General features: G+C 33.6%; 21 protein-coding genes, 3 tRNA genes, 1 pseudogene and 1 other annotated feature. All 25 genes and pseudogenes read right to left on the bottom strand.

The genetic code is table 11. From position 1 onward, the window contains the following. Nucleotides 1-978: a pectinesterase family protein gene (locus F7O84_RS01325; RefSeq protein WP_151141009.1), complete on the bottom strand. Its 978-nt coding sequence runs from the start codon at nt 976-978 to the stop codon at nt 1-3. Nucleotides 979-980: 2 nt separating this feature from the next. Then, nucleotides 981-2,534: a glycoside hydrolase family 28 protein gene (locus tag F7O84_RS01320; RefSeq protein ID WP_151141007.1), complete on the bottom strand. Its 1,554-nt coding sequence runs from the start codon at nt 2,532-2,534 to the stop codon at nt 981-983. 34 nt (nt 2,535-2,568) lie between these two features. Next, nucleotides 2,569-3,669, bottom strand: a complete 1,101-nt coding sequence (locus tag F7O84_RS01315) for a glycoside hydrolase family 88/105 protein (protein ID WP_151141005.1) — start codon at nt 3,667-3,669, stop codon at nt 2,569-2,571. A 387-nt stretch (nt 3,670-4,056) separates the two neighbouring features. After that, nucleotides 4,057-4,440 carry a beta-sandwich lipoprotein gene (locus tag F7O84_RS01310; protein ID WP_151141003.1) on the bottom strand — a complete coding sequence of 128 codons (384 nt, stop codon included), beginning with the start codon at nt 4,438-4,440 and terminating at the stop codon, nt 4,057-4,059. Between the two features lie 110 nt (nt 4,441-4,550). Beyond that, nucleotides 4,551-4,623 (bottom strand) — tRNA-Thr (locus F7O84_RS01305). 181 nt (nt 4,624-4,804) lie between these two features. Continuing rightward, on the bottom strand, nt 4,805-5,422 hold the full coding sequence (gene sigH, locus F7O84_RS01300; protein ID WP_151141001.1) for an RNA polymerase sporulation sigma factor SigH: 618 nt from the start codon (nt 5,420-5,422) through the stop codon (nt 4,805-4,807). Between the two features lie 23 nt (nt 5,423-5,445). Next, the gene (gene rlmB, locus F7O84_RS01295; protein ID WP_151140999.1) at nt 5,446-6,189 is read right to left on the bottom strand and encodes a 23S rRNA (guanosine(2251)-2'-O)-methyltransferase RlmB; all 744 of its coding nucleotides are present in this window, start codon (nt 6,187-6,189) and stop codon (nt 5,446-5,448) included. A 35-nt stretch (nt 6,190-6,224) separates the two neighbouring features. After that, the gene (locus tag F7O84_RS01290; protein WP_151140997.1) at nt 6,225-6,671 is read right to left on the bottom strand and encodes a Mini-ribonuclease 3; all 447 of its coding nucleotides are present in this window, start codon (nt 6,669-6,671) and stop codon (nt 6,225-6,227) included. Beyond that, a complete protein-coding gene (gene cysS / locus F7O84_RS01285) occupies nt 6,656-8,053 on the bottom strand; it encodes a cysteine--tRNA ligase (protein ID WP_151140995.1) in 1,398 nt (465 codons plus the stop codon). Before cysS ends, F7O84_RS01290 begins: the two co-directional genes overlap by 16 nt. A 15-nt stretch (nt 8,054-8,068) precedes the next feature. Further along, a complete protein-coding gene (gene epsC, locus F7O84_RS01280) occupies nt 8,069-8,737 on the bottom strand; it encodes a serine O-acetyltransferase EpsC (RefSeq protein ID WP_151140993.1) in 669 nt (222 codons plus the stop codon). Between the two features lie 96 nt (nt 8,738-8,833). Continuing rightward, nucleotides 8,834-9,052 (bottom strand) — a binding site (T-box leader). Between the two features lie 65 nt (nt 9,053-9,117). After that, nucleotides 9,118-10,278, bottom strand: a complete 1,161-nt coding sequence (locus tag F7O84_RS01275) for a GNAT family N-acetyltransferase (protein WP_192451621.1) — start codon at nt 10,276-10,278, stop codon at nt 9,118-9,120. Between the two features lie 42 nt (nt 10,279-10,320). After that, nucleotides 10,321-10,887 carry a 2-C-methyl-D-erythritol 2,4-cyclodiphosphate synthase gene (gene ispF / locus F7O84_RS01270; RefSeq protein WP_151140989.1) on the bottom strand — a complete coding sequence of 189 codons (567 nt, stop codon included), beginning with the start codon at nt 10,885-10,887 and terminating at the stop codon, nt 10,321-10,323. Between the two features lie 187 nt (nt 10,888-11,074). Then, nucleotides 11,075-11,148: transfer RNA gene (locus tag F7O84_RS01265), tRNA-Met, on the bottom strand. A gap of 25 nt (nt 11,149-11,173) precedes the next feature. Continuing rightward, a tRNA-Val gene (locus F7O84_RS01260) sits at nt 11,174-11,246 on the bottom strand. 127 nt (nt 11,247-11,373) lie between these two features. Further along, entirely contained in the window at nt 11,374-11,553 is a 180-nt protein-coding gene (locus F7O84_RS01255; RefSeq protein ID WP_151140987.1) for a hypothetical protein, read from the bottom strand. A gap of 192 nt (nt 11,554-11,745) precedes the next feature. Beyond that, nucleotides 11,746-12,420 carry a hypothetical protein gene (locus F7O84_RS01250; RefSeq protein ID WP_151140985.1) on the bottom strand — a complete coding sequence of 225 codons (675 nt, stop codon included), beginning with the start codon at nt 12,418-12,420 and terminating at the stop codon, nt 11,746-11,748. 239 nt (nt 12,421-12,659) lie between these two features. Next, nucleotides 12,660-14,375: an FtsX-like permease family protein gene (locus tag F7O84_RS01245; protein ID WP_192451620.1), complete on the bottom strand. Its 1,716-nt coding sequence runs from the start codon at nt 14,373-14,375 to the stop codon at nt 12,660-12,662. A gap of 2 nt (nt 14,376-14,377) precedes the next feature. After that, on the bottom strand, nt 14,378-15,082 hold the full coding sequence (locus F7O84_RS01240) for an ABC transporter ATP-binding protein (RefSeq protein WP_151140981.1): 705 nt from the start codon (nt 15,080-15,082) through the stop codon (nt 14,378-14,380). 528 nt (nt 15,083-15,610) lie between these two features. Beyond that, nucleotides 15,611-16,369 (bottom strand): ChbG/HpnK family deacetylase, encoded by a 759-nt coding sequence (locus tag F7O84_RS01235; RefSeq protein WP_151140979.1) that lies wholly within the window; start codon nt 16,367-16,369, stop codon nt 15,611-15,613. Nucleotides 16,370-16,454: 85 nt separating this feature from the next. Next, nucleotides 16,455-16,979 (bottom strand): annotated as a pseudogene (locus tag F7O84_RS01230) (PTS transporter subunit EIIC); the annotation flags it as partial. A gap of 167 nt (nt 16,980-17,146) precedes the next feature. Further along, nucleotides 17,147-17,341, bottom strand: coding sequence for a hypothetical protein (locus F7O84_RS01225; RefSeq protein ID WP_151140975.1), 195 nt, complete (start codon nt 17,339-17,341; stop codon nt 17,147-17,149). Nucleotides 17,342-17,385: 44 nt separating this feature from the next. Further along, nucleotides 17,386-17,715, bottom strand: a complete 330-nt coding sequence (locus F7O84_RS01220) for a PTS sugar transporter subunit IIB (protein ID WP_192451619.1) — start codon at nt 17,713-17,715, stop codon at nt 17,386-17,388. A gap of 143 nt (nt 17,716-17,858) precedes the next feature. After that, nucleotides 17,859-18,689 (bottom strand): PRD domain-containing protein, encoded by an 831-nt coding sequence (locus tag F7O84_RS01215; RefSeq protein WP_279237977.1) that lies wholly within the window; start codon nt 18,687-18,689, stop codon nt 17,859-17,861. A gap of 120 nt (nt 18,690-18,809) precedes the next feature. Continuing rightward, entirely contained in the window at nt 18,810-19,187 is a 378-nt protein-coding gene (locus F7O84_RS01210; RefSeq protein WP_151140969.1) for a PTS sugar transporter subunit IIA, read from the bottom strand. Between the two features lie 177 nt (nt 19,188-19,364). Beyond that, a complete protein-coding gene (locus F7O84_RS01205; protein WP_151140968.1) occupies nt 19,365-23,114 on the bottom strand; it encodes a phosphoribosylformylglycinamidine synthase in 3,750 nt (1,249 codons plus the stop codon). Nucleotides 23,115-23,247: the final 133 nt, after the last annotated feature.

Here is a 23,247-nt window from a genome sequence, read left to right as displayed (position 1 = left end):
CTAACTAAATTTTTTCCATTCTCCAAGTACGTTTTCGATTTTATAATTCATTGCTTCTTCATTTGTTAACTGTTTTACCCATGTTGGTCTTTTGCTTGTATTGGCCCCTTCACCGTAATTGTTATATTCTGCAAAAACCACAGTTTCTCTTGCATGCACCTTCCCCCAGTCATGCCAGCCCTCTTCATGGATATGAGCACCTATTTTAGAGTTTAAGATAGCAACTTTTGCATAATCTCTCCATGGACGTCCCAAGTAAACGCTTTTTTCCTTGCAATTACTTGTAAAATTACAACGTTCAAATACATATCCCATCTCTTCCTTAGCAGTCGATGGTGCTGTTACATATCCATTGATCTCTTGCTCTAAATTATTGGAAAAGATTTCACATTCTTCAAAATAAGCTGTTGCTCCACCAAAAATGAAATCTACATCTCCACATATATAGCAATTTTTATAATAGTGTCTGCCGTGCGTCCTAGGCGCAAATTCTTTTGGCCCTCTAAAACCGTTTTTTTCATAAGCTTTCTCTGGTAGGGGAGCCGTAAACAAAGTATCCTGTCCTCCAAGAAATCTACAGTGTTCAAAATACATACGATCTCCATCTACATACAAAGCAAGTGCCTGTCCTACCTTAGTTCCAGGTCCTGCGCTATTTTCAATCGTAAGGTTTCTTGCAGTAAAGTCATTGGCATCAATAAACAAAGTCGGTGTTCGAAACGTCCCTCTTTTTTCTCCATCCTCCATCATTTGAAGAGCATAATCATCAAAGGTTAGAATTGTTTCTTCTATTTCCTCACCCTCAAGTGTAATCTGATCTTGTTGGATGGTCACCTTTTCCTTATAGACTCCCTTATCTAGTTTTATTGTTACTGGCAACCCCTTATATTTTGATGCTTCTTTTACTGCATCAGTCAAGGTTAGACAACTATCGTTTCTTGTTTTAGAAACATAAATTATAATGTTTTCTTGTTTCATATTTACTCCTTTTTATATGTATCCACATTTATGATTTGTAGGGGCTCTTGTAAGGCTCCTGTTATCACAACATCTTTTAAAATTAATTCTTTTATATTATTTGCATAAAGCCCCATCTTTGATACTGGATTAAGTTCCTCCATCATGGCTGGATAGCCTGCTTGGGCATGTTTTGCATAAGTAACCTCAATGTTACTTAACTCCACCTTCTCTATCTTTTTCTCTGGAAGCCCATAAAGAAATAAAGCGGCAAAATGACAATGATATGCTTTAATATTTCGAAATGCCAAGAACTTAATTACAGGTGTTCTTTCGTCTACTGGCAACACTTCTTTTGTTCTTACATATTCGGTATGACCATCTGGATCACAAAAATAAAAGCTATTGATTACAAATGGTGTCTTTACTTCTTCCATGTCAATATCTTCAAATATAATCTGATCCAATATAGCATCTTTGCCACGTCCCCTTCTGGTTTTGATGCGTAGTCCTCTATCCGTATCATAAAACAGACAGTCTTTTACAAGCAGATTCTTTACACCGCCTGCCATTTCACTCCCGATTGTAACTGCACCATGTCCTTTTTCCATATAGCAGTTTCGAATGGTTATGTTTTCACAAGGTATTTTAAACTTTGAACCCATATATATTTTACCAGACTTTACTGCAATGCAATCATCTCCTACTGAAAAATACACTCCAATGATATCAACATTTTTACATGATTCTGGGTCAAGTCCATCGGTATTTGGTGAATGGTCAGGATTTTCTATTTTTAAATCAATAAACTTTAAATCATTAGAAAAATAAGGATGCAAAGTCCAAGAAGGACTATTTTTTATCGTTAATCCTTGCACGACAATCTGATTACAGTGATTTAGAAACAACATTCTAGGTCGAAACGGCATTCCTTTCTCCCTTTTATAACTCCACCAATTATCAAAACTTGCTCCACCATCTAACGTACCTTCGCCAGATATCACTACATTTGAAACGTTAACACCTGTTATTATAGAAGCATAGGCTGGTAATGGATTGCCTTCCCAGCTTCCTAAATTATAGTCTTCCCTCTCATCATATGATTCTATCGTTCCTGGTAAAATCGGATATTTTGACTGATCTGAATCTGCCAACAAGATAGCATCTTTTTCTAGCTCAATCTGTAAGTCACTTTTTAAGAATAAGGTGGTAATCTTATAAATTCCCTTTGGTATGTAGACTCTTGAATTCTTTGGACAGCAGTTAATGGCAGTCTGAATACATAAAGTATCATCATGAATCCCATCTCCCTTTGCCCCAAATTCCGTAATATCTAATGTAACATACTCTTGTTTTGTTTGAAAGTCTATTTTTTCATTTTTTTCACCATCTTTTATTTCAAGAGAATAAAACGTATTTGGTGTTAATTGATTTATGCTCTGAACTACTTTGTCGCTCTCATTTAGAAAGGCACCATTGAGATAAATTTGATATTTATTTTTTGTCTTATATTTTCCAGCTTTGATTCTTTCTATAACGACACTTCTAGAATTAATCCATAGGATACTTGTCTTCATTATTCCACCTGCACAACTTGTATGCGTTCCTCCTTTATTTGTTGATTCGCAGATATTCACTATATAACATCATAAGTGACCCAACTGCCTTTTGATCATCCTCTGTTATCGGTTCAGACAAATAATATGCAACGCTTCCGTCCCTCTCATCTTTTGGCCCCAAACCAGCCACCGCACAGTTCCATGTCAAATAAAGCTTATTATCTCTTTCTATGATTCTATTTTCAATTAAGGAGTCTAATATTTCTAGTCCTCTATATTGATATTTTTCTGGAAGCAAGGCTTTTAGACGACTTCCCTTAAGCAAAGCATAGGCTATCATGATACTTCCAGATGTTTCAAAATAGTTTCCCTCTTGCAATGGTAAATCAATCAATTGATAAAATAATTTACTTTCTTCATCTTGGTATTGTAAAATACCTTGAATGGCCTCTTTTAGTAAATCCTTTAAGACTCTGTAATGTTCATAGATTTGATCGGATGCACTGTCATATGTATCAATTAAAGCCATAAGATACCAACCCATAGAACGTAACCAAAAATTCGGAGAACAGCCTGTTACTTTATCTGCCCACTTTCTGGTTCTACTTTCATCATATGCATGATAATAAAGCTGCTTTTCTTCGTTAAATAGTAGTTTTCTTACATTTTTAAATTGCTTTATAATATCAGAATAATATTCCTGATTATGAAATCTTGTTTCATATTCCATATAAAAAGGTTGTGCCATATATAATCCGTCAAGCCAAACTTGATTTGGATATATCATTTTGTGCCAGAAGTTTCCTTCTTTTGTTCTTGGATGTTCTCTTACTTGATTCATAATTGTTTCAATTGCTTTTTTATATTTTTCTTCCTTTGTACAGTCATACAAAAAGAAAAGAACTTTACCTGCATTTATATTATCGAGGTTGTAAGATTGAAAATCATATCCTTTTATACTTCCATCTTCTGAAATAAATGGATCTACATTCTTTCGAATAAAGTCTAAATAGTACTCCTCTTTTGTCACTTCATATAACGCTTTTACACCAATATATACACAGCCATCTTCATAGCACCATTCTTCTTCACGATAGCGTTTATACGTTGAAAGATATTCCTTTATGTAGCGATTGATTTTATTTGTGTTCATGTCTTTACTCCTTTGATGAGTTATTCTTTTAAGTTATAACATCATAGAGTCAAAATATCTTTTGACTGATATAGATACCCAATTAAATGCCATACTTATATATTACTTTTATTATAAGAAATGACGCATACAAGGAAAAGGTTCATTTTTTTCATAGTTCATTTTATCCTATTTGTAGTATATTTTTTGCATCAATCAAGGCACTTTGTATAATTCACATAAAAAGGAGTTGCTTTGTATTATCATATTATATAAAAAGCATCTCAATGAAAGATTCTCTATCCTCTGTATATTTTTTTGTACAAAAAAACTACCAATGCAAATATTGATAGTTTATTGTTGTTTAACAGATAATATGTACTTTATTTAGTGCGCTATGTTTAGTTTTTAATCAATCGTATCTATTTCGACTGGAACCCACATCTTAGGATTATAATTTATCGTAAACTTATATTTATCCACATAATTCGTATCCAAGTCTTCAATAATGTAGTTGGTATTGTCGCTATATCCAATAAAATTCTTACTGTAAGAACCATCTTCATTCTCTATAATCAAATCAATTTTTCTATCTTCTGAATCTGTGACAAGAGAAAACTTACCTGTCATTTGATACATGATGTCATCTGATATACCATTTATTACTGTGATACGTCTAAGGACATTAAAATTATCCGCTTGCTTTGATAGGTTATTAGAAACCACATCTGCTTGTGAACACCCTGTAAGTAACATAAGAACTAAAACAACAAACAACATTTTTTTCTTCATTATCTTTCTCCTTTAAGATTAAATTTATACTTTTAAGAAACTAAAGGTTATAAAAATAGCTTCAAACATCTAAATATAAACGTTTGAAGCTATTTACACTACTTTCATCAAGCTGCTAACGGGAGTCGGACCCGTGACCTCAACACTACCAATGTTGCGCTCTACCGCCTGAGCTATAACAGCACATATATTATACAGCGACCTTGTATAATATATTATATTTGGAGCAAAAAGTCAACCCCTAATCTGCAATTACTATTGTCTCATGGACATAATTTTTTTCATTTGTTTTACTACGCATGATACTTATATTACCGCAATCTATTTAATACCCTTCTTTCATAACTGATGCTACCTTGGTTATTCAAGATTTTTCAGACAAAATAAAGCTTAATTTACTTCGAATTCTTTGAATTGCATTGTCTACTGACTTGGGTGTACGCTCGAGTATTTCTGCAATTCTCACATAGGACATACCCGTCAAATATAAATTAATCACTTGCATTTCAAAGGTACTTAAATTCTCTTGCATTTGTTCTTCAATGTAACCTTCGTTCTCTTTGTCTATAAACAATTCCTCTGGATTTTTATCGTGAATAGAATAAACACGATTCATAAGTGTATGTTCATCATTTTCTTCTTCTGATATTCCCGCATATAGGGAAATGTATGTATTTAAAGGGATATGCTTTTTTCTTTTGGAGGCATGAATGGCAGTGTACATCTGTCTTGATATGCACAAATCTGCAAAGGTAAAAAAGGATGTATCTTTTTGGCGGTTATAATCTCTAACCGCCTTAAATAATCCTATCATCCCTTCTTGAATCAAGTCATCGTTGTCGCCGCCAATCATGAATAGTTCATATGCTTTTTTTCTTACAAAATTCTTGTATTTTTCCATCAGATAATCTACTACCTGATTGTTTCCATTCTGTGCCAAAGAAATTAATTCTTCATCGCTCATTTTGGTATACTTGTCCACATATTCACCCTCTTTTAAAACATTTATACACTCATTCTTTGTCTAACTATTTCATATGCTAATACACCTGCAGCTACAGAAGCATTCAAGGAATCAATATCACCTTTCATCGGGATGGAAGCAACAAAATCACATTTTTCTTTCACTAATCTGCTTACACCTTCTCCTTCACTTCCTATTACAAGACCTATTGGACCTTTTAAATCAAGCTTGTACATGACTTCACCGCCCATATCTGCACATACAAACCACATTCCTTGTTCCTTTAACTCTTCAATTGTACTACTTAGGTTGGTTACTTTTGCAACTGGTGTATAATTGATTGCCCCTGCTGAGGTTTTCGCAACGGTGGCAGTTAATCCCACTGCACGTCGCTTTGGTATAATGACACCATGTGCACCACAAAGATTAGCAGTACGGATGATTGCTCCAAGATTATGAGGATCTTCGATATTATCGAGTATCAATACAAATGGAGGCTCATTCTTTTCCTTTGCCAGATTTAAGATATCTTCAACTTGAGCATACTCATAAGCAGCCGCATACGCTATGACGCCTTGATGTTTACCCGTTTCAGACATTTGGTCTAGTCTTTCTTTTGCTACATAATTGATTATAGTATCATATTTTCTAGCTTCTCTTGTAATCGTTTTAATCGGTCCATCTTGACATCCATCAAGCACAAATACCTTATCTATTGTTTTTCCTGCACGAAACGCTTCTAGAACGGCATTTCTACCTTCTATTGTTAATTCCTCGTATCTCACTGTTACCTCCGAATTTGCTTTTTATTGTATTTTACTTATTTCTTATTTAATTCACTTTTTTCAAGTCCGATTTTTATTAGGTCTATCAATCTTTTTAACTTCCCTTGTAAATACAAATATCCCATAAGTGCCTCAAAACCAGTTGCGCGTCTATAATCCACCATAGATGCATTCTTTGCCATAGTAGGAGACTTTGCATTTCGTCCTCTTTTATATACCTTAAGTTCTTCTTCTGTCAAATCTTCCTTTATCGCCTCAATCATGGCTGATTGAGCTGCGGCCTTTACAAAAAGACTCGTTTTTTTGTGAAGCTTATTTGGCTGGCTGTTTCCCTCTGAAACCACAATCGTTCTTATAATCACATCATAAATTCCATCACCAATATAAGCTAGCACCAAAGGAGAATAGGTTTTGATATCAACCTCTGGCAATTCAAAGGTCTTCTCTAAATATGGGATTAACTCTTCTATGCCTTTTTCCATTTTACCCCTTCTCTTGTATCTTCTAATATAATTCCTTGTGCAAGTAATTCATCTCTAATTTCATCCGCTCTTGCAAAGTTTTTTGATTTTCTAGCTTCTTGACGTTCTTCAATTAATTTTTCTATCTCTTCAGCTAAAATCTCTTCTTTTTTATCAACCAGTATTCCAAGAATATCACATAAATTCTTGATTTCTTCATATAGCTTATTTAAAAATTCCTTTGAATTTTCTACACTGGTATTGGAATTTGAAAATTTAACCAGCTCAAATATTGCTGATACCGCATCTGCTGTATTAAAGTCATCATCCATCGCTTCTTCAAATTTTAGTTTATACTCATTTGCAAGTTTTAGTTTATCTTCTTCTTCAACACTTAATTTTAAAACTGTAGTTGCCGCTTGTAAATGCTTTAAATTCTCTACCGCTGTTAAAATTCTGTCCAATCCATTCTTTGATGCCTCCATCAAATCTGCACTAAAATTAAGTGGACTTCTGTAATGTGCATTTAACATAAAAAAGCGAAGTACCTGTAAATCATATTTTTCAGCGATTTCTCTTACCGTAAAAAAGTTACCAAGAGACTTTGACATCTTTTTATTTTCAATGTTTAAGAAGCCATTGTGAAGCCAATACTTTGCAAATGGTTTCTCATTGCAGGCCTCACTTTGTGCAATCTCATTTTCATGATGAGGGAAGATTAAGTCCTCTCCACCTGCATGAATGTCAATCTCTTCGCCAAGGTATTTCTTAGCCATTACAGAACATTCAATATGCCATCCAGGTCTTCCATTTCCCCATGGTGATACCCAAAATGGCTCTCCTTCTTTTTTTGGCTTCCATAATACAAAGTCCATTTCATCTTCTTTTTGTTCTTCTACTGCGATTCGTTTACCAGCTTCTAAATCTTCAAGATTTTTCTTAGAAAGCTTACCGTATTCTTCAAATCTTTTTGTTCTAAAGTAAACACTTCCATCTTTAACATAAGCAAAATCTTTATCAATTAAGGTTTGAATCATTTCTAGCATTCCGCCAATTTCTTCGGTTGCTAATGGATGTTTCGTTGCTGGACGGACATTTAAAGCTTCCATATCCTTTTTACATTCAGCAATATAGCGGGTAGATATTTCAGTCGCACTTACCCCTTCTTCAATTGCCTTTTTGATAATTTTGTCGTCAACATCTGTAAAATTAGATACAAAATTCACTTCATATCCTTTGTACTCCATGTATCTTCTAACCGTATCAAAGATAATCATTGGTCTTGCATTACCAATATGAATGTAATTGTAGACAGTTGGTCCACAAACATACATTTTTACTTTACCTTCTTCAATTGGTTGAAATTCTTCTTTTTTCTTCGTTAACGTATTGTACAGTTTCATATCGCTTCTCCTTTATTATTCTAACGATTCTGTTTTCGTAATTAATTTTTTTAGTAAATCTATATCATTTCTCAACTCTTCGTTTTCTTTTCTAAGCTGCATCAAATCTGCTAACACTGGATCTGGCAGATGAATCTGATCCATATCACTTCTTGGTATTTTAATATTATCTTGCTTTACGATTCGCCCTGGAACTCCAACTACGGTACAGTTAGGTGGAACCTCCTTTAACACGACTGATCCTGCTCCTATTTTAGAGTTTTCTCCAATGGTAAAGGAACCGATAACTTTTGCACCTGCACTCACCATGACATTATCTTTTAAGGTCGGATGACGCTTACCTGTTTCTTTTCCTGTCCCTCCAAGAGTCACTCCTTGATACAAGGTAACATTATCACCGATAATCGTCGTCTCTCCTATTATAACACCACTTCCATGATCTATAAACAAACCTTTTCCAATGGTCGCTCCTGGATGTATCTCGATTCCAGTCTTTCTTGTTGCTCTTTGCGATATCCATCTTGCAAGAAAATAGTGTCCATTTTTATATAATTTATGTGCCAATCTATAACTTAGAATTACCTTGAAACTAGGATATAATAAAACTTCCCAAGGTGTCTTAATTGCAGGGTCTCTCTCTTTTATAACATCTATTTCATCCTTTATATAGCGAAATATACCCATATCAAAACCTCCTATTGACAGAATGGATTGCATCAGAGCAATTCAAATAGAAATTGCAAAGCAACTTCCCAGGATATAAAATAAACTCCGTCTCAAATTAGAGACGAAGTTATCCGCGGTTCCACTCTATGTAAAGGTATACTTCTATACCTATCACTCATACACGTAACGGGTGTCACTCGTATTAGACTACTGTATTCGCCTAATCTGCTCCTGGATGCACATTCGTTTCTCAAAATATAAGAACTGCTTTCAGCCCATGACAATTCCTCTCTGGTAATTTTGATGACTACTCTTTCCATTCACTGCATTTTTGATAAAATATATTTTGATTCCTAATATAGTTTATTCAAAAATATTCAATTTGTCAACTTTTATTCCTAAACAAAGTCATTTAGGAAAATAGGAGTAAATTTCTCAATTTTACTTAATTTTTTGACAGTTTGTATTTCAGCTCTTTCCTCTACTGCTTTTGGTATCTTATCAAAAAAGCAAATCGCACATAATTCACTAATAGAAAGCGACAACTCTGGATTTTTCGTTGTTTCATTCATTTGTGTATTATTTAAACCAATGAACAACTCATATACTCCATTGTTTTGTTCAATCAATGGATCTTGTACCTCTATCACTAGTTCAATTGGCTCAGATGCTTTCATATACTTAAAAAACATATCCAAGCATATAATTCGAATCATCGTAACAGGCTTTGTTACGATATTCTTAAAATCATCTTCATTTAAGTAATCAAACGCTGTAACATGAATCTCTTTCTCACTCTCTTTAAATATCTTAGCGATGACACGCGTAAATTCTTCCTTATAGGAATCCAAACAAACTGGTTCAATTACTTCTATGGTATCATGCTCTCCAAAAAAGAAATATCCAATCAATGTGTTTGCATCATATACACATATAATACCACCATGTTCTGCCTCAAACTGAGCCTTTAAGGTTTGGTAATAAGATACCTCTCTATGCACAAAAAGACGATACTTTTTTGAAAGTAATGTTTCGGAAAACTGTGCTAACTCTTCAAAATCTTCATCCAATGCTATTTTATAGGAAAGTTCTGTTTCGTCAGAAGAAGTCAGAAGGACTCCTTTTTTCTGGTAATAAACAGATAAAAAATCAAATCCCGTATAATATTCTTCTTTTGCAGGCATTAAATAGGTGAATGGTTCTTTGTTATCATACAAGTGTTGAAACGAAGCCTGTAAAATATTACGCATCAGGCCCTGCCTTCTGTATTCCTCATGTGTGGCAACTCCAACGATATAGTGGGCTGGAACAATGGCCGTACCTAAGTGAACCTGATATGGATTTAACTGCGCCATTGATAAAATCAATTCATCTTCTTTTGCAACCCATATACTATTATTATTCACCTTATAGTTATAATAAAAATCAATAAATTCCTCACTATCTTCATCAAAAGTCATTTCCCACAAAGGTCTAGTATACTCATGTTCATTGTACGTTAAAGATTCGATTTGAATACCATTCTCTTTTTTTTGTTTGTTATTTCTTTTAAATAACATATTTCCCTCCTTCCCATCCATAAGAATCCAATTTACCGACTACTATTCCTGTGTATTTTTGTGACAACCAGAACAACCGCTACAGCCTCCGCATGCTGGAAATGATCTTGTATCGCTATCTTCGTAACGGTAATCAGCCACAGTACTTAAAGAGCAAATCGCATGTGCAGATATCCCATCACCGCTTCCTGTAAAACCAAGTCCCTCTTCTGTTGTAGCTTTTATATTAACACTACTTACAGGAACCTTTAAAGCAGTCGCGATATTTTCCACCATTTGTGGAATGTAAGTCAAAAGCTTTGGCTTTTGTGCTATGATTGTTGCATCTATATTCTCTATCATATACATTTTTTCTTCAATTAATGTTACAACATGTTCTAAAAGTGCTATGCTAGAAGCACCTTTGTATGCTGGATCTGTATCTGGAAAGTGTTTACCTATATCTCCAAGTGCAGCTGCTCCAAGTATGGAATCCATAATGGCATGTGTGATTACATCTGCATCTGAATGACCCAAAAGCCCTTTTTCAAAAGGTATCTTTACTCCACCAAGTATCAAATCTCTTCCTTCTATTAATTTATGGACATCATATCCCATTCCAACTCTCATGAAACTTCTCCTTATATTCTAAACATATATTCATATGATATAACAACTAGTAACTATCTATTATAATTAAAAATAAGATTTATATGCGCTTGTATGGCATGAAATAGTTATATAGTAGGGAAGTTTGAAAAACTTTCCTACTATAATAAAAAAACCCAACATAACAACGTTATATCAGGTATCTTAGTAGCGGAAATTGGACTTGAACCAACGACACCACGGGTATGAACCGTGTGCTCTAGCCAGCTGAGCTATTCCGCCATATATAGTATTTTTACAATTAATATGGGACCAACAGGGCTCGAACCTGTGACCCTCTGCTTGTAAGGCAGATGCTCTCCCAGCTGAGCTATGATCCCATAATTACCAGGCTTGTTTCACCTGCTTTGCTAGTATACTAATTATAATGAATTTTGTCAATACCTTTTCCATATTTTTTAATCAAATTCATTACGAATTGACCTTTGATTTTACTGAAAAACACTATCATTCTCCGTATTTACCATCAAACCAAAATTCAAGACCACATTTGATACATCTGTGTCTATAATGTTCTTTTTCTTTGATTTGCTTTGTGTCACCTGTGTAACGTAATTCTGCCCCTTCACAAATTGGACACATTCTGACTCTACCTGTTTTAATTGTATATCCTCCGACTGTCTGCATTGTTCTCCCTCTTTTCTCTTTGTGTCAAATTAGCTATATTGTTACATTTTGTTAAACATATGTTACCATAATTTTTGCTTTTGAACAAGACGAATCTATTCTATTGATAAAAAGGGATTATAAAGGTATTCTATGGATTTCAAAATCATGTGTCTCATAGCTTTATGAAACACATGACTAATTGGTATTCCTTTATTTTTTGGTAAAAGTTCCTTGAAAAGAAATTCCTACTGAGCTTGTACCACTTTCATTAATCGTAATACTCTCCTTTTCATTTACAAAGGTAATTGTATAGCCATTCTCCTCGTAATTTGCCTCTTTGCCGCCACCTTGTGCAACGCCTGAAACAGAAGTGTTACTTTCTTTATCGGTTAATGTAAATTCAAAGGAATTATCATCTGCTGGCAACAATTCAAGTGTGGCTGTAGCACTATTATAAGTACCTTCCCAGTTAACCTTTACATCCTTACTTTCATCATATAGGGTAAATTCATTATAGGGTGCAATTGTTTTGTCTTCTTTGTAAGCATACAATTCCCCTGAAACCTTATCAACAGCAACTCCCATCGAAAGAGTGTTACCATTCTCAAGAATTTTAAACACGTAATAACTGTTACTATCGACTGTAATCTCATCTTCTTTTTCAACACTATATTTCGTAGTATCTAGTCTTTCTGATACTAATTGTTGTGCTGACTTTTCGTCAATTTCTAGAATCTTGTCATTACCAGTTTCCGTTTCATTCTTATTATTATCTACTTGAACAGACTCGCTCTTATTTTCGTCTTCATAAGCTTTCTTCGCACTACAGCCCATTGCTAGAACCATGGCTAACCCAATCAATAATATTGTTCTCACTCTTCTCATACTTTACACCTCTTTTTCATGCTTACTGTTTCCATGTTATATGTTAAATGAAAAACCGATATCTTAAGTCAGTTGCAAAATAGCCCCTATTTAACATAGTTTCATTATAACAGTAAAAATATACTTTACAATTGCAAAAAATATACTTTTTTCTTACGACTTCCTATAGTTTAAGCGATATATACAACATCGTATTGTTTAAAATAATATTTCATATCTTATATATCTTCATTGCACAATTACCATTCTTGCAAAAATTCTGCTTGTCGTTCTGCATAAATAATATGTTTAATCTTAATAGCAAATAAAGCTCTCACCAGAAAACACAGCAAGTTTAAAATGAATAGCATATATGCAACTGTTACAATGTTTATTTGAAACGGCATATAATCACCCGTTTGTATGGAGGTCATAATTTGAATTCCTCTCGCCACATAAACACCTATTGGTAATGTTATCCAGAAAAAAATATTAATAAGTATCATATGTGGATTCAATAAAACCTTATTTACTTCTCGATTATTATAACCTAACAAATCAAAAATCAAAATACTCTTCATATTATTGTTCAAACCAATTAATAAAGCTAAATAGATAAGTAGGCATCCTGTAATAACACCAATACTTTGATTAATAACGGCACTTGCTTTATTAGAAGTTAATCCTCGTTGTATGGTAGCTATCTTGTCTTCAAAAGTAGTAACAACACCATCTTCAAGCCTACGATTTGTTAGAACACCATTATAAGACATACTATTTTGACTCAGCATTTTAGCTAATTGCTGCTTTGGTATATAAATGGTTTTTAGGTCCGCATTTACTGCACTCGCAACTACTGGAATTGCATAGGCTTCTCCCGCCACTATTAGATGAATTTCATCCCCAACTTTAAGACCATAATTTTCCTCTAGTTCAGGATTTAGTATAATACCTTCTTCTATATTAATTGCTTTATTATTTTTATCTACTAATTGAAATAAAGAACTCGTATGATCTAAGCCTACGATATTATACTGTAAGGTATCTCCTTCAAGTTCAATCGTACCTTCCTCTTTTAAATAATAAATATCTTCTGTTTCGCTTTGATTATTATTTGTCATATAATTATTGTAGCTCACATCATAAGAATAATCACGATTTGTTGTTTGTGTTTCAATGATTTTTTTCCCACTAAAGAAAAGCGAAACGCTTAACACAAACATGATATTAAATGTAACAACAGCTACCACTATGAATAAGACTGCACTGATGTTTTTCATAGTCAACTTGAATTTGAACTTATCTTTAATTGGAAACCTGGAGACTAAAGCTTCAATAAGACCTGGGTGAGGTTCTTTCTTATCCATATGTTTTATCATTAATGCTACGTCTTTTCTTCCCATACCAATACCTGTAGCATATGTTACAACACAAAAAACAGCCGTAGTTAACAGTGTTCCTATCAATAATGTTTTTATATTTATTCCTTTTACGATACCATTTATCAAATATGTTTCCATATTTGCATTCATCAAAATACTTGAACCAAAGTATCCCAAAACCAAACCAACCAACGATCCAATAATTGAAAAACATGCTGTTGCAAATACAAGTGCAATAATCACATCATGTTCCAAAAAACCCATAGACAAAATATGTCCTATATTTGTTTCGTTCTTATGAATAAAATTTTTCATAAACATAAAAAGAATGATAGAAAATATGCTCATCATAGCCACAGTAATATTTCTTATCAATATTTGGTTGTTTTGTAATGCAGTATAATATTTGGCTTCGTCTGCAGATAAATTTCCGTTTTGCTCAAGTATTTCGTTGAGGATAAGCCAATTTTTATCAATAGAAAAATGGACAAAAAAATACATGAAGGAAATGAATACTGTGAATAGGAAGAGTACTGATATCATGCTCTTTTTTTTAATTAAATCTCTTGATAAATATTTAAAAAGTAATATCATAATTAAATCTCCCATTTCATATGTTCTGGTGACAAAATCTGCTGGTTCATATAATCTTCAATAATCTGACCATCTTCCAATTGCAAGATACGATCTGCTGTTTTTGCTATCTCTTTGTTATGGGTAGTGAAAATTATGGTCGTTCCATATTCTTTTTTAATATTATGAAGCATACATATAATATTCTTGCTATTATCACTATCAAGAGCTCCTGTAGCCTCATCACAAAATAAGATGGCTGGGTTTTTAATTAGTGCTCTTGCTATACAAACCCTTTGTTGCTCACCACCTGACAATTGATATGGATATCTTTCTAATAACTGATTGATACCTAATAAATCACATAATTTCTCCAAGTCAATATCATTATTCTCTTTTTGGTTTCCAATCTGAATATTTTCACGTACAGTCAAATTAGGCAGCATTAAATAATGTTGAAACACAAAGCCAATGTCATCTCTTCTAAGGGAGGCAATATCTCGTTTGCTTAACCTTGTGATATCCTTACCTTTGTAAAAAACTTGACCAGATGTAGGTTTCAAAATCGTAGATAATACATTAAGCATGGTAGATTTTCCGGAACCGCTATGGCCTAATATAGCAATAAACTGACCACCTTCAATAACCAAATCAACCTCTTTAAGAACATATCTAGTATCATCATATTTCTTTGTAATTGATTTTGCCTCTAATAATACATTATTCATTCTTGTTTCTCCTTATTAATATTATAGTATGAATGGATAAACTTTATTTCACTGAGTGTGTATTTCCCTTCAATAAAATTACTTAGAATTTTGACTCATACGTTTTTTTCTCAAGTCAACAGTTTTCCTTCTCCCTCTTACCATATTTTACCATAGTCGATAAGTTCAAATCAAATAAATGATAAAATGCCTTTCAATGTATTTAATACTACACTTAAGATAAGTCCTTGCAAAAAGACCTCATATAAAGGATAATTCACTCTAAATAAGGTCTGTAAAATTTGTTTTACTCTTTTCTATCTAGGCGGAATCTAATTTCTCTGTGTAAGGTTTGGGTGTCTTTCTAGCGAAATCGGAAGTGCCTTGGGATAATTTTCTATTAAAGGAGCAATCCCTTCAGTCTCAAAATCCCTATTTCTCAAGGTTTCTCTCACTTTTCTCCAAATAAAAATTTACCCAGAATTTAAGTCGATTCCTTACTATTCTGGGTAATAATTTTAACTTTCATGCTTAATTTCACTCATAAACTCAACATTCTTCTTTTTTAAATTCATTGAAGTCAACTAATTTAACATTATTATTTACAAGCCATTCTTTTGAACTGCTATTACTAATATATTCTAAATCAATTGCTCTTTGCATATTTAATGATGAAACTTTCATAATTTTTGAATCAATATAACCAGGATGAAAAACAGCTATTGCTAATGGATTGTTTAAAATGTATTTCTTATTCTTCTCAAAGAAATCAACCGGTTTTACGTCAAATGGTTCATTTTCAGATATGTCACAATAAATCACTTCTTTTCCTTTTATATTTCCGTTTGGAAATGGAATATATAATAGCTTCTTCTTATTACACACATCACTTATTGCTTTTACAAATGTTTGGGTGCAAACAGCATGATAATCAATATACTCTGGTAAAAAACCAGTAATTTTTTCAAATTGTTTGATTTGATTTTCTATTTCAATCACAACTTCTTCATACACAATCGTGTCGTTTTCATTGCTTCGATAATAACAACTATTTTTAAAATTTCCTGATTCATCCAAAAGACTCTTCACTTCATTTTCATTAGAGACTGGTTTGCCTAAGACAATGTTTACATGCAGTCCCATATTCAAACGGAAATCTTTGATTAATTCATATCCGTGTACTGCATCTTCCATATTACTCATTAAGCCACATGCCTTCGCAAGTCCATATTGGGCTGCTGTATAAATACCATAATTAACGCCTTTGCTAATACCTAAATCATCCATTCTTACTATCAATTTATTCATTTTGTTCCCTCTATCCTATCCAAAATATGACTAGTCACATTTTACATTTCTTGTAACTAGTCATATTTCTATTGTATATAAATTTCTATTTCTTTTTCACTCTAATTTTTTTGTCGCTATCTTCGATACCAAAAATAAGAAGAAATACGCATGCAATAATTGCTGCTACGATACTAGCAATAAATCCCATGATTACGCTATTTGGATCTTCTCCTGCGTATGATAAAAATGATAAGAAATTGGTAGCTCCAAAGAAGTAAACTTTAGCTCCTAAGATTTTTGACAAGAAGCCACCTGTAAACCCTGCAAGTAAAGTAGCTACCATTGCTTTTTTATATCGAATCATAATACCAAATAATGTTGGTTCTCCGATACCACCAAGTACTTGGGTACAAAAAGCGGAAAAAGCCATACTTTTATCTTCTTTATTCTTGAATCTGATTAAAGCACCTAATCCCAAACCAATATAAGTATAACATGAAATATATCCGCCAAGTAAAATTGTGTTATCAAATCCTTTAATCGCAATCATTGAAACACCATATGCAATAATTGCTTGATGCATACCTGTCATAACTAAGAGTGGCCATAAAGCAGCTATAATCGCGGTTGCAAATGGTCCAGCAACAGAGCTTCAAGGGCTATTGCTAATCCTTGTCCTACAAACGTTCCAACTGGCCCTAATGCACATAATGAGATTGGCAACATAATAATATTGTAATTAACGGAACCAACATATTCTTAAGCATATCAGGAATGATTTTTTTAACATACTTTTCAACATAAGACATTATCCAGGTAATCATGATCATGGAAATAACTAGCACCTGAATATCCAATTAATATTGGAAAGAAATAAAAAGCTGCATCTCCAGCAAAATTAAACAGTCGATAGATATCACTTGTATCACCAACTATCCCTAACATGCTTGGTCCAATCAACGCTGCAATGAGCTTTAATAAACCAGCCAACGTAATTGCAGGTAGAATAGGATTGATACATCCTGAGATACCATCTAATATTGCACTTGTAACCCCTTCACTCCCTTTGGTTTTTTATTTTCAATTAATTCATCGTTTGCAGCTTCTGCCTGAATACCTGCTTCTTCGCAAAATGCCATATAAACTTCTGGAACATTCTGTCCAATTATAAATTGTTGTTGTGCTCCTACTTTTTGAACTCCTAATACTCCTTGTATTTTTTTTGCTTCATCAGCATTTAAAATTGATTCATCTTTCAAATTCAATCTTAATCTTGTCATACAATGTGCAACCTGTGCAATATTGTCTTTTCCACCAACAGCTTCTAAAATGCTAATAGCGATTTTCTGGTTATTGTTAGCCATTTTATCTCCTCCTAAACATAAGTATAAATTCATGTATGCATATGCAGTAACTTGCGCGCCTTATTACTGTTATTGCCTAAAATAAAACCCCAGCAAAAGAAAGCGCATATCCATCATGTCTTTCATTCGCTGAGGTAAAGCCCTTATCGGTCACAATCCTCTCGATATATCACTCTATTTACGTGCAACATCAAATATAATAATTCTTCTTTGCACAATCTAATTCCAAACTCTTTATTAAATCTTCTCTTTATCTTTTCAACGCATTGATAGACTTCTGGATAAGCTTCCACTAATGATTGGTACATTTTGGCATTTTCACTTGATATCTCTGTTTGATTTTCTACCCTTTTTAACAAATACTCAACATGTGTTACAAACCTTGAATAACTAAAGCTATTCATGTCAACTTTAATGTTCATATAATCTTCAATAACATCAGTCATCATTTTTACAACCTCTTGATTCTTTGCTGTTCCTTTTCTTCCTTTTAGTTTTTCAGCATTAATCAAGTGTATTGCAATCCCTGCTATTTCTTCCTTTGGAAGATTCACATTTAATTGTTTATTTATTAGCTTAACTGCATAATCTCCGATTGCATATTCCTTATCATATAAGTGTTCTATATCCTTCATAATAGGTAGGCTAATATTTAATTGTTCTTCATACTTTGTGATTGCAAACTTAATATGGTCAGCAAGAGTAAATACAATGTTACTGTTTAATGTTGTATCCAACATCGTTGTTGCATAATCAACTACTTTTGCCGATATATCAAAATAGATAATTTCAATATCATTGATTGATTCATATAAAATCTTATCAATGTCATAGAAAGTTTTCTCGATTTGTGACAATTCAATTTCATAAGGTGGTTTTTTAAATCCAATCCCTTTACCGAAAGCCACTAATTCTTTACCTTTTGAATCAATACATACTGTCACGTTATTATTGATATTTTTAATAACTTGCAATGTCAATCCCTCATTACTATTTCTTCTTTGTTGTAATTGTTAAAGTATCTGTCGAAACCTCTCCATAAACATTATGAATTTCTAAATCATAATTATCGCTGCTTGTTATAATCATTGGTGTTACACATTTAAATTTTGTGATTTGATATAGTTAATATCAACCTTTAAAACCTTCTGCCCTTTTTTTACAGTATCACCCTGAGACACATAGGTTTCAAATCCTTTTCCCATTAATCCAGTTGTCTCAAATCCAACATGCACTAAAATTTCAGTTCCGTTTGAGCTATTAATCCCAAAAGCATGTTTTGTGTCTGCGATTACTGACACTTCACCATCACATGGCGCATATATAACATCATCCTTCAGTTCAAAAGCAACTCCATCACCTAATATTTTTTGTGCAAACATCTGATCACCACACTCTTCAATTGGAAAACATATTCCATTTACAGGTGAATAAATCGAACACTCTGCATTTTTCTTTAAAAACCCAAACATATTGCATATCTCCTTTTACAAAACAAAAAACTCTTCGAAAAACATCCCTTTCAAATAAATAAAATATTATGAAAGGGGAAGCCTCCCGAAGAGTAACAATCCTTAAGTAATTAAATTTTTATCAAAGTTATATGCGAGCGTCAATACGTAATAATTCACAAATAACACATTCAATTTTTATTTAAAATACGCAACTCCAGATTCAAACAACTTCATATCTTGTTCCCCATAAATATTCATTGCCACCGCATCTCCTATTCGTTCTGCATGTGCCATTTTTCCAAATACTCTTCCATCTGGGCTTGTAATGCCTTCAACCGCCATATAAGACCCATTTGGATTCCATTCTTCATTCATGGTTGGATTGCCTAATTCATCAACATATTGAGTCGCAACCTGTCCGTTATCAAATAGCTTTTTCATCCATTCCTCATTGGCTACAAATCGTCCTTCTCCGTGAGAGGCTGGATTGCAATATGTCTTACCAAGTTCTGCCTTTAAAAGCCAAGGTGATTGATTTGTCACAACTTTTGTATAAACCATTTTGGATATATGACGTCCAATGGTATTCATCGTTAGTGTAGGAGAATCTACACTTTGTTCTACTATCTTACCATATGGTACCAAGCCTAGTTTAATCAAAGCCTGAAAACCATTACAGATACCAAGAACAAGACCATCTCTTTCATCGATTAATTTTGTAACTGCTTCTTTTAATTTCTCATTGCGAAATGCAGTTGCGAAGAATTTAGCTGAACCATCTGGTTCATCACCTGCACTAAAGCCTCCTGGAAACATAATAATTTGAGATTTTTGAATGCTTTCCTCAAATTCGTTCACCGAATCTCTGATATCATTGGCACTTAAATTCTTAAATACCTTCGTAATGACATTTGCACCTGCTTTTTCAAAGGCTTTTGTGCTGTCATACTCACAGTTTGTTCCTGGGAATACAGGAATAAATACGGTTGGTTTGGCTACTTTATTTTTTGCAACATAAATCTCTTTACTTTGATACAAACCTGTTTTTATTTCACTCTTCTTTTCATGTGATGATGTAGGAAATACCTTTTCTAATGTATTGGTCCAAGCATGTAATGCTTCTTCCATCTGAATAACCGTATCTTTATAGGTAAAAGTCGCATCTTTTGTTACTTCACCAATCACTGTGAAATTACCATTTAGCTTATCTAGCTGGTCTTTTGAAACCTCTGCAATTATATTACCAAACTCAACAGCAAATAGCTCTTCTTCCTTTATGCTATCTTCTAATTTTACGCCTAATTTGTTACCAAATGCCATTTTACTAATCGAAGACGCAATACCATACGCATCTGGCACATAAGCAGATACAATTACCTTGTTTTGAATTGCGGTATGAATCTCTTCATACAATTTCATAACCTTCTCATAAACAGGTAACTCATACTCATCTTTTTCTATCGTAAAACGAACCAGCTTATTTCCCGCTTGCTTTAATTCAGGCGTAATGATGTCTTTGTAACTGGCAACATTTACCGCAAAGGAAGTAAGTGTTGGTGGTACATCAATGTCATGGAAGCTGCCAGACATACTATCTTTTCCTCCAATTGATGGTAATCCTAATCCCATTTGTGCTTCATATGCTCCTAGCAAAGCGACAAATGGCTCACCCCATCTTTTTGGATCTTCTGTCATTCGTTTAAAATACTCTTGAAATGTAAATCGTATCTTTTTATAATCTCCACCTGCTGCTACAATCTTAGCAACTGATTGAAGAATTGCATACACAGACCCATGATATGGACTCCAACTTGATAAATATGGATCATAGCCATAGCTCATCATTGTTACGGTATCTGTCACTCCCTTTAAAACAGGTAGCTTAGCAACCATGCACTGTGTTTCTGTTAACTGGTATTTTCCCCCATATGGCATAAGCACAGATCCCGCTCCTATGGATGAATCAAACATTTCAACCAGACCTTTTTGAGAGCAAACATTCAGATTTTTTAAGGTAGTAAGCCATTTCTCCTTAACATTATCTACTTTTCCTACTTTAAAAAAGCTCTCTTCCTGCTTTGGAATGGTTACTTCTACTGTTGTCTCTTGATGCGCTCCATTGGTATCTAAAAAGGCTCTTGAAATATTTACAATCTCCTTATCTCTCCAAAGCATAACAAGTCTTGGTTCTTTTGTAACCGTTGCAACTTCAACTGCCTCTAAATTTTCTTCTTTTGCATACGATAAAAATTCTTTTACATCCTTTGGATCTATTACAACTGCCATTCTTTCTTGTGATTCCGAAATCGCTATTTCCGTTCCATCCAAACCAGCATATTTTTTTGGTACTTTATCTAGATAGATATGAAGTCCGTCTGCTAGTTCTCCAATTGCTACGGAAACACCGCCTGCACCAAAATCATTACATTTTTTAATTAATTTACTTACTTCTTCTCTACGAAACAGTCTTTGTATTTTTCTCTCTGTTGGTGCATTACCTTTTTGTACTTCTGCACCACAAGTTTCAATGGATTCCTCTGTATGGACTTTTGAGGAACCTGTTGCACCACCACATCCATCTCTTCCTGTTCTTCCTCCAAGTAAAATAATGATATCCCCTGGATCTGAGCTTTCTCTCATTACATTTTTTCTAGGAGCTGCTCCCATAACAGCACCAATTTCCATTCTTTTTGCTACAAAATTAGGATGATATACCTCTTTTACATATCCAGTAGCCAGTCCGATTTGATTTCCATAAGAACTGTAACCACTTGCTGCTCCAGTTACAATCTTTCTTTGCGGAAGTTTTCCCTTTAATGTTTCATCAAGTGGTATTGTAGGATCAGCCGCACCTGTAATACGCATTGCTTGATATACGTAAGATCGACCAGACAATGGATCTCTAATTGCTCCTCCTAGACATGTTGCTGCTCCACCAAACGGCTCAATTTCAGTTGGATGATTATGTGTTTCATTTTTAAAACTCACTAACCATTCTTCCTCTTTACCATCAATTTCAACTGGAACAACGATACTACATGCGTTTATCTCGTCTGACTCTTCCAAATCGTTAAGTTTTCCATCCGCTTTTAATTTACGCATTGCCATTAAAGCCAAATCCATAAGGCATACAAATTTATCGTCTCTACCTTTGAATATCTCTTCTCGATCTGCAAGGTATTTTTCATAGGTTTTAACAATTGGAGTCTTGTAATATCCTTCTTCAAAGGATACCTCTTTTAATTCGGTAGAAAAAGTCGTATGACGACAATGGTCTGACCAATAGGTATCAAGTACTCTAATTTCAGTCATAGAAGGATCTCTTTTTTCTTCTGACTGAAAATAAGTTTGAATATGGAGAAAGTCTTTGAACGTCATAGCCAAATTCAAAGATTGATATAGTTCTTCTAGTTTTGTTTGATTCATCTTAATAAAATCAGAAAAAATAATGACATCTGCTGGCTCTTCAAATTCTGTCACTAAAGTCGTTGGTTTAGCCAAATCTGTTTCTCTAGAATCCACTGGATTGATACAATAGCTCTTAATCTGTTCCAGCTCTTCTTGTGAAATATCGCCTTGAATTACGTAAGTAACCGCAGTTTTTATCTCTGGTTCTTCTTCTTCACTTAGCATCTTTACACACTGTACGGCTGAATCTGCTCGTTGGTCAAATTGCCCTGGTAAAAATTCTACGCTAAATACATTGGCATTCTTTCCAATATCAAACGTTTCTTCATATAGATTATCCACAGGTGGCTCTGAAAACACCGTATTACATGCCTTTTTGTAAATTTCTTCTGATAAGTTTTCTATATCATAACGTATTAACACACGTACCGATGCAACGTTTTGAATCCCAAGATAACTTTCAATCTCTTCCTTTAACTCCTTTGCCTTTACCGCATAAGGTTCTTTTTTTTCAACAAATATTCGTTTTACGCTCATACATTTACCTCCAAAGATTCTCCATTTATCCCAAGTTCAAATTCCTATACAATATAATACCACAAGATATATCATTAATAAAATTAATATATCTTATGGTATTTATAATATTTTCTAATCTATAATATTTTTA

It is taken from the genome of Candidatus Galacturonatibacter soehngenii (assembly GCF_008830185.1).
GTDB lineage: Bacteria > Bacillota > Clostridia > Lachnospirales > Lachnospiraceae > Lachnotalea > Lachnotalea soehngenii.
The sequence above is the reverse complement of the archived record's forward strand: the minus strand, read 5'-3'. Positions and strand labels throughout refer to the sequence as shown.

Excerpts from the sequence above, each read along its gene's own strand:
- F7O84_RS01325 (WP_151141009.1), bottom strand. The coding sequence starts at position 978 with ATGAAACAAGAAAACATTATAATTTATGTTTCTAAAACAAGAAACGAT.
- F7O84_RS01320 (WP_151141007.1), bottom strand. The coding sequence starts at position 2,534 with ATGAAGACAAGTATCCTATGGATTAATTCTAGAAGTGTCGTTATAGAA.
- F7O84_RS01315 (WP_151141005.1), bottom strand. The coding sequence starts at position 3,669 with ATGAACACAAATAAAATCAATCGCTACATAAAGGAATATCTTTCAACG.
- F7O84_RS01310 (WP_151141003.1), bottom strand. The coding sequence starts at position 4,440 with ATGAAGAAAAAAATGTTGTTTGTTGTTTTAGTTCTTATGTTACTTACA.
- F7O84_RS01290 (WP_151140997.1), bottom strand. The coding sequence starts at position 6,671 with ATGGAAAAAGGCATAGAAGAGTTAATCCCATATTTAGAGAAGACCTTT.
- cysS (WP_151140995.1), bottom strand. The coding sequence starts at position 8,053 with ATGAAACTGTACAATACGTTAACGAAGAAAAAAGAAGAATTTCAACCA.
- epsC (WP_151140993.1), bottom strand. The coding sequence starts at position 8,737 with ATGGGTATATTTCGCTATATAAAGGATGAAATAGATGTTATAAAAGAG.
- F7O84_RS01275 (WP_192451621.1), bottom strand. The coding sequence starts at position 10,278 with ATGTTATTTAAAAGAAATAACAAACAAAAAAAAGAGAATGGTATTCAA.
- ispF (WP_151140989.1), bottom strand. The coding sequence starts at position 10,887 with ATGAGAGTTGGAATGGGATATGATGTCCATAAATTAATAGAAGGAAGA.
- F7O84_RS01255 (WP_151140987.1), bottom strand. The coding sequence starts at position 11,553 with ATGCAGACAGTCGGAGGATATACAATTAAAACAGGTAGAGTCAGAATG.
- F7O84_RS01250 (WP_151140985.1), bottom strand. The coding sequence starts at position 12,420 with ATGAGAAGAGTGAGAACAATATTATTGATTGGGTTAGCCATGGTTCTA.
- F7O84_RS01245 (WP_192451620.1), bottom strand. The coding sequence starts at position 14,375 with ATGATATTACTTTTTAAATATTTATCAAGAGATTTAATTAAAAAAAAG.
- F7O84_RS01240 (WP_151140981.1), bottom strand. The coding sequence starts at position 15,082 with ATGAATAATGTATTATTAGAGGCAAAATCAATTACAAAGAAATATGAT.
- F7O84_RS01235 (WP_151140979.1), bottom strand. The coding sequence starts at position 16,369 with ATGAATAAATTGATAGTAAGAATGGATGATTTAGGTATTAGCAAAGGC.
- F7O84_RS01220 (WP_192451619.1), bottom strand. The coding sequence starts at position 17,715 with ATGGCTAACAATAACCAGAAAATCGCTATTAGCATTTTAGAAGCTGTT.
- F7O84_RS01210 (WP_151140969.1), bottom strand. The coding sequence starts at position 19,187 with ATGTTTGGGTTTTTAAAGAAAAATGCAGAGTGTTCGATTTATTCACCT.
- F7O84_RS01205 (WP_151140968.1), bottom strand. The coding sequence starts at position 23,114 with ATGAGCGTAAAACGAATATTTGTTGAAAAAAAAGAACCTTATGCGGTA.